We start from the raw sequence: 15,835 nt of genomic DNA, 5'->3' as shown, positions 1-15,835 counted from the left end.
GGGGCAACACTTTAAACCTTGCCTCATTTTATTTAAAGCTTGTATGATTTCATTCCAAAACGAATCAAGCTTTTTTCACCCTTCTCGCATCTGCCATATACTTCATAAGAACCAACAGTAGGACAGATAAAAACAAGCCAAATACTGTTGCAATAAGGAGGTTGGCCTTCAAATTCCCTCCTTGATCATTGACTGCTGTATCTAATACTCGTGGCTCCTCCAACTGGATTAATTCACCTTCAATTTCATTGATTTTCTGAAGATAATCATATTTCCTTTTTTCAATTTCACGCAACAAATCAAAATACCTTGCTTCCAAGGAGGTATCTGTATTTGGAGCTTTTAATGCATTTTTATATTCCTGGGCCGACTCTTCCAACTCTAATAAATATTTTTTTGAGTAATTTAACTCATCTTCCTTAGAGCGATGCATCTCCTTATAGATACCATTAACCTTTTGATGGTACAGATTTGTTAGGCGCTTTAAAGAATTTATAACTTGCTTCTTGTCGGTTCCCTCTATGCTAAGTGTAGTTCTTTTCTCACCCTTGGTAATGGTATAGTCTAGATCCTGCTTAAGCTCTTTATCCAATTCCCTTTGGATTAAATCGGGCTCAAGCCATGTTTCCTTTGTGACTGAACCCACATAAACTATAGAAGTCCCTGTATAAGTTTTTCCTTGAGTGGATATAATCCCTGCAATGATCATCAATAAAATTGGCATTATAGGAATTAGCCATTTCTTTTTCCAAAAAAATATTAGATATTCGTAAAAAGTATATTTTTCCGTTTCTTGGCCTGACAATATAAACACCTCCCAGATTACTGGATGTTAAACGAAGTAACCCCTTAGTTTGATAGGTAAGGGGTAAATCGAGTTTAATTTTTTGAAAAGTATTTTTTCATCGTTTCGATCACGTATTTTTGCTGTTCTTCTTTAATCTCAGGGAACATCGGTAATGATATAGCCTCTTTTGCTGCTTTTTCACTTTCAGGAAAATCTCCTTCTTTCAACCCCAGTTCTTGAAATACAGGTTGCAAATGTAGAGGTACAGGGTAATAAATCATTGAAGCTACACCATTTTCCTTCAGGTAGGATTGGAATGTATCTCTCTCTGGTACTCGAATGGTATATTGATGATAGACATGAAAATTCCCACCTGCTTCAACAGGTGTATCTATTAGTTCACCGAACTCTTTTTGGATCATACTTGTATAATTTGAGGCTGCATTTCGTCTATTATCTACCCATGTATTTAAATGCTTGAACTTTACATTCAATACAGCTGCCTGAAGTTCATCGAGACGACTGTTATACCCAAGTACGTGATGATAATACTTTGGCTTACTGCCATGAACTCTTAGTACTCTACAATTTTCAGCGATAACATCGTCGTTAGTGACAATCATTCCGGCATCTCCATATGCACCTAGATTCTTTGTAGGAAAGAAACTAAAGCATGCGGCATTTCCCATTTCACCAACCATTTTACCCCTATATCTAGCCCCAATAGCCTGAGCAGCATCTTCAACAATATAAAGACCATGTTTCTTGGCGATTCCTATAATAGGATCCATGTCTGCACTTTGACCGTACAAATGGACTGGAAGAATTGCCTTTGTTTTAGTTGTAATAGCTGATTCAATTTGTTCAGGGTCTATATTGTAAGTCGTTGGATCTATGTCTACAAATACAGGCTTGGCGCCGCAACGAGCAATTGCACCCGCAGTTGCAAAGAAAGTGAATGGAGTGGTGATTACTTCATCACCTTCGGATACTCCACATGCTTGAAGTGAAATATGTAATGCATCGCTGCCATTGGCTACCCCAATGCCATGTTTTACATTTGAATAGTTTGCAATCGCCTCTTCTATTTGCTTAACATTCGATCCTAAAATAAACTTCGATGAGGTCATGACTTCATCTAGAGCCTGAATCATTTCTTCTCGCAACTTACTATACTGTTCGGACAAGTCTAACATAGGTATTTTCAATATAATCGCTCCTTCTACATAAAACCACGAACCTTAAGTCAGATTACCACAAAATAGTGATGTTGAAAAGAAGCAGAAAAAAGTTTTATTGACAATTTCCGGTATTGTTTTTTGAAATTTACTGTTTTACATGTTATATCCATTAAAGTATCATTTCACTATAACACTAATATTTAGGATAGATGGTTTTATTAATTATACTAAGAATCTTTTCTTTGTTTAGATAGCCGTTTGTATCAGTGGTTATTAGGAGTTAGATTTAAGTAGTGACAACATGCCCTAATCCCCTCAAAGTGATAGGGATCACGCCAGTTTCTTTCAAGGGGATCCCACAAATGGAAAATCAGGCGGAAGAAAACGAATTGTTTTCTTCCTCCTGATTGTTTTTAGACCCACCTATTTTTCTTACTTGAATCCGATGTTCTTCACGGCATTTGACATTTACATAAAATCTCGAATAACACAACCATAAGCGCCGACATGGTGAAAGTTCCTTATCCAAACATCTATGTTCCCTGGATAAAGCTTTTATAAGGGCATCAACAAAATGAACTTTTTTAAAATATGAACCCTGGATGGAACTAAGATAATCCCATCTCACAAGCAATAACATTAAATCACTATCTCAATATTGCTATAATCGTCATAAAGATAATTTTAACATCATTTATAACCGATTGCTGATCCAAATATTTCAAGTTCAAGCTCAGTTTATCTCTCATTACTTCTTCGATATACGTTTTTTCGGGGTCTTCGCTTTTCGCCAAAACTTCATTTTCGTTCCGATATTTTATTGAGGCATAATCAGTTATACCGGGTCTGATTTCAAAGATTCTTTTTTGTTCATTTGTATAATAAGCTGTGTATTTGGGCACTTCAGGCCGAGGACCTACCAGGCTCATGTCACCTATTAGAACATTGATGAGCTGCGGAAGTTCGTCCAGCTTATATTTCCGAAGAAATTGCCCTGTTTTGGTGATCCGGGAATCTTTGCCAACAGTAATTTGTTTCCCTTTTTTCTCGGCATCTACGATCATCGTTCGAAACTTGAAAATTTGAAAAGGCTCTTCATACCGGCCTACCCTCGTTTGTTTAAAGAATACCGGACCTCTTGAATCAAGCTTTATACATATACTTATAATGAACAAGAGGGGAGAGATGATCACCAGTCCCGCCAATGATAATATGACATCCATTGTCCTTTTTAACACATCATTGAGCTTGTTGCCTTTTTCGTAATAAAGCTGTTTTTCATCCACATTGCTCACCTGCCCGCTTATCTTTTATACGTTTCGGCCAGTTCAGTTACAGATTTGATGACACGATGAATTTGATCCTCGCTCATTTTCGGATATAGAGGCAATGAGATGGCTCCTTCATATGCCGCCAATGCTTGAGGATAATCTTCAATTTTATAGCCAAGCTTTTTGTAATAAGGATGCATAGGAACAGGGATAAAATGTACACTTGTTCCGATGCCTTTCTCATTTAATTTTTCAATGAACTCTCCTCGGTTTATTGTAAACCGATCCGATTCAAATCGTAACACATACAAATGCCAGGCATGGCGATTAATTTCGTCGCTATAAGGCGTGATCAATCCTTCTAAGTTTTGAAATGCCTCATTGTACATTTTCGCATATTTTTCCCGAATCTGCTGCATTTTATTAAGCTTTTTCAATTGAACAATACCAAAAGAAGCCTGAATATCTGTCATGTTGTATTTAAATCCGGGATACTCCACCTCATAATACCAGGATCCTCTTTCGGCGTAACGGTTCCAAGCGTTCTTGCTCATACCGTGGAGGCTCATAACCCTTAGTTGATCGGCCGCTTCCACATTGTTCGTCGTTACCATGCCGCCTTCTCCTGTTGCAAGATTCTTAGTTGCATAGAAACTAAAGCAAGTGTAGTCCCCGATGCTCCCGATCATCTTGCCTTTATATTGTGTATAAACTGCATGCGCCGCATCTTCTATGACAATCAGGTTATGCTTTTTGGCAATCTCCATGAGCGGCTCCATGTCACACGGATATCCTGCAAAGTGGACAGGTATAATCGCTTTGGTTCTTTCGGTAATGTTTGCTTCAATTTGATGAACATCTATATTCATCGTGACAGGATCAATATCAACAAATACAGGCTTGGCACCTGTATGAATAATGGTATTGGCACTCGCAACAAAAGTGTAAGGTGTGGTAATGACTTCATCACCTGGACCGATTCCTGCCGCAAGCTGTGCAATGTGAAGCCCTGCCGTACATGAATTTAAGCCAATAGCATGCTTGGCATGAACATAATCACTAAAGGCTTTTTCAAACTGAATCGTTTTCGGACCCTTACTCAGCCAGTTTGATTGTATCGTGTCAATTACTTCTTTGATCTCTTCATCTTCGATGAAAGGTAGTGCGTAAGGGATTGTTTCCATATGTCTATCCACCTCTAAAATAAGTCCAAAAGGACTTTTGTTTAATCACTCATTATGAGCAGGAACTTCTCTGCCAGCACTTTATAATCATGGGTTGCCATGACAAAATTTTTACCATTTAGACCCATTTGCATTCTTTCTTTTTCCGTTTTTTTCATGAGTTCTTTAACAGCAGTAGCTATTTCTTCCGGATTTTCAGGTGGGATCGATATCCCGCATGAAGCTTCTTTTACAATGTCATTTCCTGCCTCAATCCCATGGATAATCGGTTTTGCAGACATCAAATAATCGAGTAACTTATTGGGACTGACACCGTATTGATAAAGAGGGCTTTTCCTCCATCCTATATATAAAGCATCCATTCGACTTAAGAAATCAGGTATCGCCTTTTTGTTAATAACCGGTAAAAAATACAGGTTATTAACACCTTTTTGCTCCGCTTGTTTCATCAGGTGTTCCTTCTCAGGACCTTTGCCGACAAATACAAATGCAGCATTCTCTTCCTTTAACAGTTGGCACGCTTCGATAACATACTCTAAGGCATTCGCTATGCCGTGTGTCCCCGCATAGCCAATTAAAAATTGACCATCCTTCTTTAGTTGATTAATCACTTCTTGATGTTCCTTTGGAATGATTTCTGTAGCTTCATTCCATTGTTCAACATCAATACCATTGGGCAAATAATGAAATTTTCCAGGTGCCATCCCGTGATCAATCATATGTTGTTTAGCCTTCGGAAGAAAGGATACCACTTTATCGGCCTTGCGGTATGCATCATTCTCACCTTTTTGCATGATCATAATAAATGGGTGATATGGTGACATGTTTCCAAGCAACATTGGGGATAACGGCCACAGGTCATGTACTTCAAATATCAACTTGGCATTGGCTTTCTTTGCAATGGCAGAGGCCGGGTAAATATCCAACGGATAAGTGGATGATGCAATAACGACATCAGGTGATACGCCTTCCACTAGCTTTTTCGTGTTAAATTGCAATTCTTTTACAAAAGAAAGCATGTTTAAGAACCTTTTCACACCATTGCCTTCATATTCAGGCGTTTTTATCCAAATATAAGAGATACCGTCTATCAGCTCTTCCGTCCATTTTCCCCTAATTGTAGGCTGGTTGGTTCTAATGTGGGAATGTGACGCTCCAATAATTGTCACCTGATGCCCTTGCTTCACCCACTCTTTTGCCATATGATAGGGTCGATATTCCATTCCATGGATATTTGATCCTGCGTAATGGTTTATGAGTAATATATTCATAGCATCACCAATTATTGATTCCTTAACAACTGATCCTCAGGAACGTTTCGCAGCTTTCGTGCCGGTACCCCGATAACCAGCTCTTCTTTCTGGACATCTTTACTCACTACGCTTGCCGCTGCAACCGTTCCGTCTTCATGTATCACTTTTCCAGGCAAAATCGTAGCATTCGCCCCGATCCTGCCTCCTTTTTTTACCGTCACACCTTTAAAATGCTTGAGGCGCTCCTTGGAACGGGCCATATAATTATCATTTGTCGTGACGACATACGGTGCAATAAACACATGGTCTTCTAATGTGGAATAGGCCGTAATGTAACAATTCGTTTCCAATTTACAATATTTCCCCACATTACAATCATTTTCTACAGCTACTCCCCGTCCAACTATTGTTTTTTCACCGATTGAAACTCGTTCTCTAATGGTAGCCAAATCGGCAATAAAAACATCATCGCCAATTTCAGCATTGGCATAAATAATCGCGGATGTTCCGATTGTTACACCATTTCCAATCACAGTAGGCGGTAGCTTCTTTACATCCGGCAAGATGGAAGTTTTGGCTCTTGTAGGTTGTTTTCCAATGACGGCATTATCTTGGATGATAATGTTGTTTCCAAGTTTTACCCCATCATATATTACTACATTATGGCCGATCGTCACATTTTCTCCAAACTTGACATTCTTGCCAATCACTGCGTTTTCTCCCATTTGAACATTTTTCATAGTTATCAATTCCTTCGGTTATTGATTTCATTCAATGTCATGCGCTTTTATAGGCATTCTCTTCTCAGCAGACTGGTAGAGCCCGGCAACCAATCGCAATGCCCTGATGCCGTCTTCACCTGTAATGATCGGTTCGCGATCATCATTAACAGCTTGAACCATGTCTTCTATAATACACTGGTGGCCAGGAATTCCGTATGGATTTTCATTTATTTTATGTTTTAATTGCGCAACCTCTTCTTCCGGCATTCCTTCCATCACCCAGTGCTCGATGAAGTTGGCCGTTCTTCCTCCGATTTTCACCGATGCCGTTTCTCCGAAAATGCTCAAAGACTCTTCAAAGTTCTTTGGATATATGGTTGTAGCAGCTTCTATGACACCCAAGGCGCCGTTTTTAAATTTCACAGTTCCTACTGATACATCTTCGGCTTCAATTTTCCGGAGTCTTGTAGCGGACATACTGTACACTTCATCGATATCTCCCATTAGCCATAAAAGGAGATCCAAATTATGTATAGCCTGATTCATTAAAACGCCGCCATCCAGTGATTTGGTTCCTCTCCAGGGTGCTTGATCATAATATTGCTGATTACGATTCCACCGAACAGTGGCATTGGCATGGCTCAGCTTTCCAAAGCGCCCCTCATCCATCATTTTTTTCAATTCCATCATTGCAGGTCGAAAACGATTCGGATGCAGCACTGATAATTTGACTTTGTTCTTCTTGCAAGCCTCTACAATGGCATCTGCGTCTTTTATAGTTAATGCTATTGGTTTCTCAACGATGACATGTTTTTTCGCTTCTGCGGCTTTTATAGCCAAAGGGGCATGGGAGCCGCTTGGCGTACAAATGTTCACAACATCTATTTTAGGATTTTTTAACATTTCATCATAATCTTGATAAGCAACGGCCTGACATTCTTGAACATACCATTCCATATTGGAAGGAATGGTATCGCACACGGCAACCAATGTTGCTCCTGGTGTATTTTTGATTCCTTCAGCATGTTTTTTGGCAATATGGCCACAGCCTACTATTGCAAAATGAACGTTTTCCATTTTTCCACCTCATCACATGGGAGCATAAATTATCCCGATTCAAAGAAAGAACGTCAGTACGAAATATATGGACACGTACTACGTTCTTTGTTATCAATGAGCCATTGTCAGTATTTTCTTTACGGCTTCATGATTGGGACCTTTACATTCCGTCGGATTCTTTTTATTGGTTATTGTCAGAAGCGTTTTTCTAAGTTCTTCCTTATCATTGATAATTAGCTCGATCTCTTGAAGCACCTCAGTCATATTTTCTTCTGTTGCTTTTCCAATAAATATTTTCGGATATACTTGGACGGGATCTACTTCTTCTTCATTCATGATTTCTTCATATAGTTTTTCACCTGGACGGACCCCGGTAAATTTGATTTTAATCTCGTCTTCGGTGAAGCCGGAAAGTTTAATAACTTTTTTGGCAAGATCTACAATTTTTACAGGCTCACCCATATCAAGCACAAAAATTTCGCCGCCTTTTGCCAGAGCGCCCGCTTGGATAACAAGTCTTGCCGCTTCGGGAATCGTCATAAAAAAGCGTGTCATCTCTGGATGGGTAACAGTTACTGGCCCGCCATTGGCAATTTGCTTTTTAAATAACGGAACAACACTGCCTCTGCTTCCCAACACATTTCCGAACCTTACGGAAACAAATTTGGTTTGGCTAACTTTATTTAAGTTCTGAACGATGATCTCGGCAATGCGCTTAGTCGCTCCCATTACACTTGTCGGATTGACCGCCTTGTCGGTTGAAATAAGCACAAAAGTATCAACATTCGCGGCATCGGAGGCTTCAGCAACATTTTTCGTACCATAAATATTGTTTTTGACCGCCGCTTCCGGATTTCTTTCCATAAGGGGAACATGTTTATGGGCAGCTGCATGAAATACAAAAGCAGGTTTATGCTTGCCTACTATTTCAAACATCGTATGGCGGTCTTGAACATCCGCAATTTCTGTTAAAAATGTGATTTTATCTTGATGTTTGGATTTTAGTTCCATGTCAATGCTATATATACTGTTTTCGCCATGCCCAAGCAGGATCATCTTTTTCGGGGAAAAGTGGCATAATTGCCTGCAAAGTTCCGAACCAATGGAACCCCCTGCCCCGGTGATGAGTATTGTTTGTCCTTTGATTTTATTGGCGATACCTTCTATATCAAGTTCTACCGGCTCTCTCCCCAGTAAGTCTTCGATGGAGACATCCCGGATCTCAGTGATCTCGACTTTTCCTGATGCTAAATCACCGATCATCGGCAGTATTTGAACATTTTTCACATATTTCTTCGCTTCGGAAACAATATCATTCAATTTTTGTTTCTTTAATGATGGGATAGCGATCACAACATGTTCAATCTTGTAGCGTTTCATCACTTTCGGCATATCTTCGATTGTACCCGCAACTGGCAGGCCGCCGATCTCCAATTGTTGGACACTTGAATTATCATCAAGAAACGCAACTGGCTGGAGTTCTGTATTGGGATGCTCTTTGAGCTGGCGATGCAGCATCCTTCCTGTTGATCCAGCGCCAATGATTAAAGTCCTTACTTTTTTACTTGGGCTAACCCCCCAATTTTTAATGTCGAATAAAACAGACTGGATAAATCTCCACCAAAACCGGACTCCACCCAACAACAGTATGTGAAACATAAATGTCAGTGACAGCCCGCGAGAATATATATTATTAAAGGCAAGCTTTTGAACAATTGCCGTAATAATAATGGATGAGGTCACGACATAAAATACGCCGGCAAGCTCTTCCATACTCGCATATCTCCACACTCTTCGGTACAAGCCAAAAAAATAGGAGAAAAGATGGTGAGTGATTAACAAAGTGATCGATGTAGTAATGATCAGTTCATTAACGACATATTTATAAAATGGGTTTAATAAAAAATGCGACATGAAAATCGATAATAAAACAATCGCTGAATCAATACAGACAAGCACAAACATTCTTGTCTTGTAATTCATGAAACTTCCCTCCCGGTGCGCTTTAGAGAAAACTGCACTCTGACACATTATAACATAAAATTTTCTAGGGACGATGAACATTCTGTTGCAAAATGAACCAGATCGCTTAGCTAGGTCAAAAATTGTCAAATCGGGCAACTTGTACGCGATGGAAACTACCGTGTTTGCCTGTTAATCAGTGTCTTAAAGACTAACCGAAAAACTTACAATCGTCAATAATAGTAGAAACGTCTGGCGGCCCGTAAAAAGCCCTAAGGAACCAGGAACTTGGCCTTGATTTTTACGTTTCCCCCACTTCACAAAAAAAGCTCCCTCATTTGGTAAAATGAGGTTTGAGAAAAACCAACAATCCAAAAAAAAGAGCACTTTTATCGTGAAGTTTATCATAAACCCCACAAATAGAAAAGCAAATTTTCATTAAGAAGTGTTACCAATATTGCAAGATTGTTGCTGCTTTATGAATAACACTTTACTGCTTTTGAATCAAAATAAGGAAAACGAGGAGGCCGCATGATCATTTTCAAAGATCAATATACCCTTGCTTAAGATGTTGTAAACTCCCACTAGGCAGATCAATATACCCTTGCTTAAAATGTTGTAAACTCCCACTGGGCCGATCAACACCCCTTATAAAACTGCCCTCTACCGTTCCAAACAAATCACTTTCCAGCAGCGAAGACGGGACTGCTGACAATTTTGATCAATGAATGGAGCCGACCTTATCCGGGGTGGATCTTTATACAACCACCCTATATTCCGAAAGGATCGTGCAACGAAGTGTTGCCACCGTGGCACTTATTTCACGAAAAAAGGTTTGTAGTGTCATAGATTCAGCTCTGAATGAGTTCATAAAATACTTCAAATGATGTTGATATATTTACTTTCTTTAAAGAAACAAAGACTGAACGATATTGTTTCCGTAGCGAAAAGAGATGTGAAAAATGTTCAAATACTTTCCTTGGGATAAATGGCAAATTCTTGACATAACATAATAACTAACGCTTACGGAGAAGTTTGCAAATGTTTAAAACAAATTGGAGGGCTCTTCAGCATGAAGAAAATCATCACGTATGGCACTTTTGATTTGCTTCATATCGGGCACATTAATATTTTGCACCGCGCGAAGGAATATGGGGACTATTTAATCGTGGCGATTTCCACTGATGAATTTAATGCTTTAAAACAAAAAAAAGCATACTACACATTTGAACAACGAAAAGCGATTATGGAAGCGATTCGCTATGTGGATCAGGTGATTCCGGAGCATAGTTGGGAGCAGAAAGTAGAAGATATAAAGAAGTATGGCATTGATGTATTCATAATGGGTGATGACTGGAAAGGGAAGTTTGATTTTTTGCTGGAATACTGTAATGTGGTTTATCTTCCGCGCACTGTTGGGATTTCAACGACTAAAATTAAAAATGATTTACAGCTTAGTAATGCTTAGAGAAGCGGCGATTATGTTATATTTACTTGTTTTTCGCGTGTTTTTCTCAATCTTTCAATTATATCCCCAGCAGGCGAAAACAACTTTCGTCGCGTCTTTTGGAGATAATGTTTTATTTACATTAAACGCGCTGGAAAAGCAAGTAAACCATTCTATTGTTATTTTAAAAACTTCCCAATGCAAAATGGATTTCGAGCGGCGATGTGACTGCCTTGTGTTAGCCTTTGATCCCAAGAATGTCATTGACTGGTTTCGCTCCATTTACCATCTGGCTACATCCACCCATGTTTTTGTGGATAATTATTTCGGTTTTTTGGCGGCAGCTCGGTTTAAACCGAATGTGGTTTGCATACAGTTATGGCATGCAGCGGGGGCGATTAAACGGTTTGGACTTAAAGACCCTTCTATCCAGAATCGTTCCCCGCGGGCGTTGAAACGTTTTATCAAAGTATACAGCCGCTTTGATTATGTTGTGGTTGGAAGCCGGAAGATGGCGGACATTTTTCACGAAAGTTTTGGCATTGAAACTGAAAAAATGTTGCGGACAGGCATTCCCCGGACAGATTTTTTCTTCCATAAAAAAGACATGGAGAAGGCGGCAGATTTGCTGAAAACAAAAATCCCAATCATTCACGGTAAAAAGGTCCTTTTATATGCTCCTACTTACCGTGACAATGACATTCACAACTCCAGGCTCAAGTTGAATATCGATCGAATGTATCAGGAGTTGAATGAAGATTATGTGCTCCTTCTACGACTTCATCCGGCTATCCAAACAACATTTTGTCACATGTATCCGGACTTTATTTGTGATGTCTCGGGATATTCTGAAGTCAATCCATTATTGGTTATTACGGAAATACTCATTACCGACTACTCGTCCATTCCGTTTGAATTCTCGCTTTTACATAAACCAATGATCTTTTTTGCTTATGATTTGGACGTTTATGCTTCATCCCGCGGTTTTTGGGAGCCTTATGAACAGCTGGTTCCGGGGCCGATCGTGAAGAATACAGAAGAACTCATAAAAGAAATTCACAAAAATCATGAAGAGTACCTTGAGAGGGTTCAAACATTCGCGAATGATTGGAATGAATATTCAAGGGGAAATTCAAGTGATCGGTTAATAAAATACTTATACTGATACATGATCTCCCTAACAAACTGGAGGGGTCATTCGTCCCCTTCAGTTTTAATGTTAAGCTCCAAAAATGTCTATCGGATCAATTTTATCGTTTTTTTTAACGTATCGCTTGCTGTAGAACCTAATATTTTTAAAACAAACAACGGTAAACATGTCATCCTTTTCCATCTGGATGGCTGTTTGCATAACCGATATAACCATTCGATTTTCCAGCTTCTCCAGATAGTTGGTGCACGTTTTACAACACCGGCTAACACATCGAAACTACCGCCCACTCCTATAAAAATGCCCTTTTCAAATACGTTTACATTCTTTTGAATCCACCTTTCCTGCCTTGGGAAGCCCATCGCAACGAAAACAAGATCGGAATTTGCTTTTTTTACCATATCAGTAATATGAGGATCATTTCCATCAAAGTAGCCGTGATGGTAGCCGCCTATTCGGACATTAGGATATTCTTGCTTCACATTACGGATCATCATTTGGATTACATTGTCTTTGGAGCCGAGGAAGAATACATTCAAGCAGTCTTGATTGGCCACCGCCAATAGTTCTGTCATTAGGTCGAAACCCGCTATCCTCTCAATAAGCGGCCTTTTTAACATCTTCGCTCCCAGCATAATCCCAACTCCATCCGGAATGATAAAATCGGCAGACTGAAGAGTATCCTTATAATCTTGATCTCGCTGTGCTTTCATAACAATTTCTGGATTCGCTGTAACAATAAATGTTTTCTTTTTCTGTTTGATGCGAGTCTTGATCATATCAATCATTTGTTTTTGGGTCATATTATCAAATTCTATTCCCAAAACATCCACTTTTTTTGACATATTAAGCTCCATCATAACAATTCCCTTTCACATATGCTGCATGGAAGTAACTTGGAATTTATATTCTCCATTATGGTTAATGTTGCCCATGTTCAGATACTCTAGTCTTCGATGAAACCAATAAATCTCCACTACCAGCGTCTTCAGAGTGCGTTCTTTAAAATTGAATTAGATTGAAGTGTATACCGGATTCAATCCACGCACTCAGATAGGAATCATAGGACACGCATTCAGCTTTTCTCGGATACTTCACGGACAAACTGCAAAAATGTGTCCAACGCTTTTGTTCTATAAGGAGACGATGTAACGATTGAGAATGTTCTTGTGAAAGGCAGGCCGTTTACATCAATGATTTTTAAAGTATCCATGGAGAGCTCCTTTCTGATGGCCCACTTTGAAAGCAAGCTGACACCAAGCCCCGCCTCAACGGACTCTTTAATGATTTGAAGACTTCCGAATTCCATCATTTTTTCGGGAGATATATCAAGGGAATCAAGCATCTTATCTGCCGCTGTTCTTGTTCCGGAGCCTTCTTCCCGAACAATCCATGTTTCTTGGGCCAAGTCGGCGGGTGTCACTTTTTTCAACTTGGCAAGCTTGTGGGTCGGCGCCGTGACAATATGCATAATATCTTTAGCAAAGGGCTCAATCATAAGCTGGTGGTGGCGGAAATCCCCTTCCACAATGCCGACATCCAGCTGGTGTTTCAAGACGGATTCCGCAATGTCCCGGGTGTTGCCAATGGAAATGCTTGGAGTGACAAGCGGGTATTGTTCAAGCATATCGGCAATTACATAGGGCAAAATATACTCGCCGAATGTGTAGCTTGCCCCAATCGTTAACGGTCCGCTCGTTTTGTTTGTCAAATCATCGACAAGGCGTTGCATTTTCGTATAAAGACCGAGTATTTCCACCGCATGGTCGTATACGATTTCACCAGCTTTATTGAGTTTCACATATTTATTGGTCCGATCCAATAGCCTCGTTCCGATCTCCCGCTCGAACGCCTGAATGTGCTGGCTTACCGCAGGCTGAGTCATATGCAGTTCTTCAGCTGCCCGTGAAAAATTTTTCTTTTCGGCAACAGCGACAAACACTTCCAGTAGCTGATCCATCACGCATTCCTCCCAAGTATTTAAAATGCTTATTATTGCTATTATAATCATTTATTTTTCTTATATATCTTTTTCATATATCCTTACATTAGGAGATCAGCCGGAGGGATGGATACACATGAGTTTTGGAAAAACGGAACATCATAAAGAGGAAGGCGAACCCCTGCAACGGCAGAAGGAAAAAAGTTCTTTTTTCGGATTATGGGCAGGAGGAGTTGCTTTTACGTTTTTCATTGCATTGCTTGGATTTTTGCTTGCAAGAATTCCGGGTTTCAGTTTGATCGGTCAAATGGCTTCTGCCATTTTAATAGCGGTCGTTTTCCGGCAAATTTTCGGCTATCCGGAAGCATTGCGGTCGGGGGTGGCTTTTTCTTCTAAAGTGTTGCTGCGGACAGCGATTGTTCTATATGGATTGAAATTGAATATTCATACCGTTTTACAAGATGGTCTTGGGTTATTGATACGGGATGCGGGCATTATTACGATTGCCATTTTGGTGACGGTATGGGTCGCGAAGCGGCTGCGGGCAAATCCAGTCATTTCGCTTCTTCTTGGTGTTGGAACTGGAGTATGCGGGGCAGCCGCAATTGCGGCGGTAGCTCCAATTATCAAAGCAAAGGATGAAGATACCGCGATCAGCGTGGGGATCATTGCTCTTGTGGGAACGGTCTTCGGTATTGTGTATACGATTTTGCGGCCGGTTTTGCCGCTGACCGGCGCTGAGTACGGAGCGTGGACCGGGATGAGTCTGCATGAAATCGCCCACGTCGTGCTGGCAGGCGCGCCAGGGGGCCAAGAGGCACTGGCCATGGCATTGCTGGCCAAATTGGGACGGGTATTCTTGCTTATACCGCTTTGTTTCATATTGGTTTATTGGGTTAAATCAAGGTCGGGAAAAGATTCGACAGGGAATGCCAAAGTAGGCTTTCCGTTATTTCTTCTCGGCTTTATTGCGATGAGCATAATCGGAACGTATGTGCTCGGAGCTGTGATCGTGGTTCCACAAGGCTTCATGGACTTTGTTTCAAGCGGAACGACGTGGCTTCTCACGGCAGCCATGGTCGGTCTTGGACTGAATGTCAGCCTACAGGATGTAAGGACAAAGGCATTGAAGCCGCTTTTGGCGATGAGCGTGGCGTCCGTCTTGATTTCGGTATTGGCATTTTTGCTTGTGTAAAAAAGAGTTGATGTTCAGATCGTCATTTCGCAGTTCCAGATCATGACCGCACGCGCCACCACTACCGTAGCGGACAGGTCACAACTATTATTAGGTTAAGGTTAAATGGGAAATAAGCTTTGAAAGCTGCTCCTCCAATTCTCCAATCGGCACAAATCTTGCTTCTCTAATCATTTCTTTTCCGTTGGCGAAGACAAGAACGGCAGGGACGGTAAAAACAGAGTATTCCCCTGCTATTTCAGGAATTTGATCGGCATTTGCGTGAATCGGAACGATTGCTGGAAATTGTGTCAGCAGCTCTTCCACCTGCGGGAGCAGTGAGTGGCATACCGAACAACTGGGTCTGGATATATAAAGGAGTGTTACCTTGTTTTCTTCAATATTTGCCTTGATTTCTTCCAAGGAATGTACATGAATCACAGCTTTCAATCCTCCATCTAGATGTGTAGTGGGCGATACAGTGAAACTTCATTCAGTAGGCGTTTTCTTCTTTTCCTACTGAATGTTAGTTGAACCAATCGGGCATTTAGGTGCCGTTTCTCACACTTAGACCTTTTGTATTCACTCAAGATTTTGAAGTGGGAGTCTTACGGCACCTTACATGCGGGATAAAGTGAAACTTCATTCAGTAGGCGTTTTCTCCTTTTCCTACTGAATGTTAGTTGAACCAATCGGGCATTTA

The 15,835-nt window shown here is 40.4% G+C and carries 15 protein-coding genes; 3 read left to right on the top strand and 12 right to left on the bottom strand.

Going from position 1 to position 15,835, the window contains the following annotated elements; genetic code table 11:
• Nucleotides 1–64 precede the first annotated feature (64 nt).
• The 9 genes from JOC94_RS09180 to JOC94_RS23515 form a co-directional block, all read right to left on the bottom strand.
• Complete coding sequence (locus JOC94_RS09180) at nt 65–805, bottom strand: hypothetical protein (protein ID WP_205179198.1); 741 nt, start codon at nt 803–805, stop codon at nt 65–67.
• A gap of 74 nt (nt 806–879) precedes the next feature.
• A complete protein-coding gene (locus JOC94_RS09175; protein ID WP_205179196.1) occupies nt 880–1,995 on the bottom strand; it encodes a DegT/DnrJ/EryC1/StrS family aminotransferase in 1,116 nt (371 codons plus the stop codon).
• 620 nt (nt 1,996–2,615) lie between these two features.
• On the bottom strand, nt 2,616–3,254 hold the full coding sequence (locus JOC94_RS09170; RefSeq protein WP_328799787.1) for a sugar transferase: 639 nt from the start codon (nt 3,252–3,254) through the stop codon (nt 2,616–2,618).
• A 17-nt stretch (nt 3,255–3,271) separates the two neighbouring features.
• The gene (locus JOC94_RS09165; RefSeq protein WP_205179189.1) at nt 3,272–4,423 is read right to left on the bottom strand and encodes a DegT/DnrJ/EryC1/StrS family aminotransferase; all 1,152 of its coding nucleotides are present in this window, start codon (nt 4,421–4,423) and stop codon (nt 3,272–3,274) included.
• A gap of 41 nt (nt 4,424–4,464) precedes the next feature.
• Nucleotides 4,465–5,694, bottom strand: a complete 1,230-nt coding sequence (locus JOC94_RS09160) for a glycosyltransferase family 4 protein (protein ID WP_205179187.1) — start codon at nt 5,692–5,694, stop codon at nt 4,465–4,467.
• Between the two features lie 11 nt (nt 5,695–5,705).
• Nucleotides 5,706–6,416 (bottom strand): acyltransferase, encoded by a 711-nt coding sequence (locus tag JOC94_RS09155; protein ID WP_205179185.1) that lies wholly within the window; start codon nt 6,414–6,416, stop codon nt 5,706–5,708.
• Nucleotides 6,417–6,443: 27 nt separating this feature from the next.
• Nucleotides 6,444–7,475 carry a Gfo/Idh/MocA family protein gene (locus JOC94_RS09150; RefSeq protein ID WP_205179183.1) on the bottom strand — a complete coding sequence of 344 codons (1,032 nt, stop codon included), beginning with the start codon at nt 7,473–7,475 and terminating at the stop codon, nt 6,444–6,446.
• A 93-nt stretch (nt 7,476–7,568) separates the two neighbouring features.
• Nucleotides 7,569–9,440 carry a polysaccharide biosynthesis protein gene (locus tag JOC94_RS09145; protein WP_205179182.1) on the bottom strand — a complete coding sequence of 624 codons (1,872 nt, stop codon included), beginning with the start codon at nt 9,438–9,440 and terminating at the stop codon, nt 7,569–7,571.
• 520 nt (nt 9,441–9,960) lie between these two features.
• Nucleotides 9,961–10,098 (bottom strand): hypothetical protein, encoded by a 138-nt coding sequence (locus JOC94_RS23515; RefSeq protein WP_205179180.1) that lies wholly within the window; start codon nt 10,096–10,098, stop codon nt 9,961–9,963.
• A gap of 393 nt (nt 10,099–10,491) precedes the next feature.
• Between JOC94_RS23515 and tagD the strand changes: the two genes are divergently transcribed.
• Nucleotides 10,492–10,887, top strand: a complete 396-nt coding sequence (tagD, locus tag JOC94_RS09135) for a glycerol-3-phosphate cytidylyltransferase (protein ID WP_205179178.1) — start codon at nt 10,492–10,494, stop codon at nt 10,885–10,887.
• A 13-nt stretch (nt 10,888–10,900) separates the two neighbouring features.
• Nucleotides 10,901–12,031, top strand: a complete 1,131-nt coding sequence (locus JOC94_RS09130; protein ID WP_205179176.1) for a CDP-glycerol glycerophosphotransferase family protein — start codon at nt 10,901–10,903, stop codon at nt 12,029–12,031.
• Nucleotides 12,032–12,102: 71 nt separating this feature from the next.
• Here JOC94_RS09130 and JOC94_RS09125 read toward each other — a convergent pair whose 3' ends face one another.
• Both JOC94_RS09125 and JOC94_RS09120 read right to left on the bottom strand, forming a co-directional pair.
• The gene (locus JOC94_RS09125; RefSeq protein WP_205179174.1) at nt 12,103–12,861 is read right to left on the bottom strand and encodes a WecB/TagA/CpsF family glycosyltransferase; all 759 of its coding nucleotides are present in this window, start codon (nt 12,859–12,861) and stop codon (nt 12,103–12,105) included.
• A gap of 230 nt (nt 12,862–13,091) precedes the next feature.
• On the bottom strand, nt 13,092–13,976 hold the full coding sequence (locus tag JOC94_RS09120; RefSeq protein ID WP_205179172.1) for a LysR family transcriptional regulator: 885 nt from the start codon (nt 13,974–13,976) through the stop codon (nt 13,092–13,094).
• A 118-nt stretch (nt 13,977–14,094) separates the two neighbouring features.
• Here JOC94_RS09120 and JOC94_RS09115 point away from each other — a divergent pair, with 118 nt between their 5' ends.
• Entirely contained in the window at nt 14,095–15,153 is a 1,059-nt protein-coding gene (locus tag JOC94_RS09115; protein WP_205179170.1) for a YeiH family protein, read from the top strand.
• A gap of 90 nt (nt 15,154–15,243) precedes the next feature.
• Here the strand turns inward: JOC94_RS09115 and JOC94_RS09110 are convergent, their stop codons facing one another.
• Entirely contained in the window at nt 15,244–15,573 is a 330-nt protein-coding gene (locus JOC94_RS09110) for a thioredoxin family protein (RefSeq protein ID WP_205179167.1), read from the bottom strand.
• Nucleotides 15,574–15,835: the final 262 nt, after the last annotated feature.

Origin of the sequence: Siminovitchia thermophila, from assembly GCF_016909185.1 — a bacterium.
In the GTDB taxonomy this organism is placed as follows: Bacteria; Bacillota; Bacilli; order Bacillales; family Bacillaceae_C; genus Siminovitchia; species Siminovitchia thermophila.
This window is presented reverse-complemented; position numbering and strand designations above follow the sequence as displayed.

Coding starts and splice junctions, on each gene's coding strand:
- JOC94_RS09115 (WP_205179170.1), top strand. CDS start 14,095: ATGAGTTTTGGAAAAACGGAACATCATAAAGAGGAAGGCGAACCCCTG.
- JOC94_RS09165 (WP_205179189.1), bottom strand. CDS start 4,423: ATGGAAACAATCCCTTACGCACTACCTTTCATCGAAGATGAAGAGATC.
- JOC94_RS09155 (WP_205179185.1), bottom strand. CDS start 6,416: ATGAAAAATGTTCAAATGGGAGAAAACGCAGTGATTGGCAAGAATGTC.
- JOC94_RS09130 (WP_205179176.1), top strand. CDS start 10,901: ATGTTATATTTACTTGTTTTTCGCGTGTTTTTCTCAATCTTTCAATTA.
- tagD (WP_205179178.1), top strand. CDS start 10,492: ATGAAGAAAATCATCACGTATGGCACTTTTGATTTGCTTCATATCGGG.
- JOC94_RS09120 (WP_205179172.1), bottom strand. CDS start 13,976: ATGGATCAGCTACTGGAAGTGTTTGTCGCTGTTGCCGAAAAGAAAAAT.
- JOC94_RS09145 (WP_205179182.1), bottom strand. CDS start 9,440: ATGAATTACAAGACAAGAATGTTTGTGCTTGTCTGTATTGATTCAGCG.
- JOC94_RS09125 (WP_205179174.1), bottom strand. CDS start 12,861: ATGTCAAAAAAAGTGGATGTTTTGGGAATAGAATTTGATAATATGACC.
- JOC94_RS09150 (WP_205179183.1), bottom strand. CDS start 7,475: ATGGAAAACGTTCATTTTGCAATAGTAGGCTGTGGCCATATTGCCAAA.
- JOC94_RS09160 (WP_205179187.1), bottom strand. CDS start 5,694: ATGAATATATTACTCATAAACCATTACGCAGGATCAAATATCCATGGA.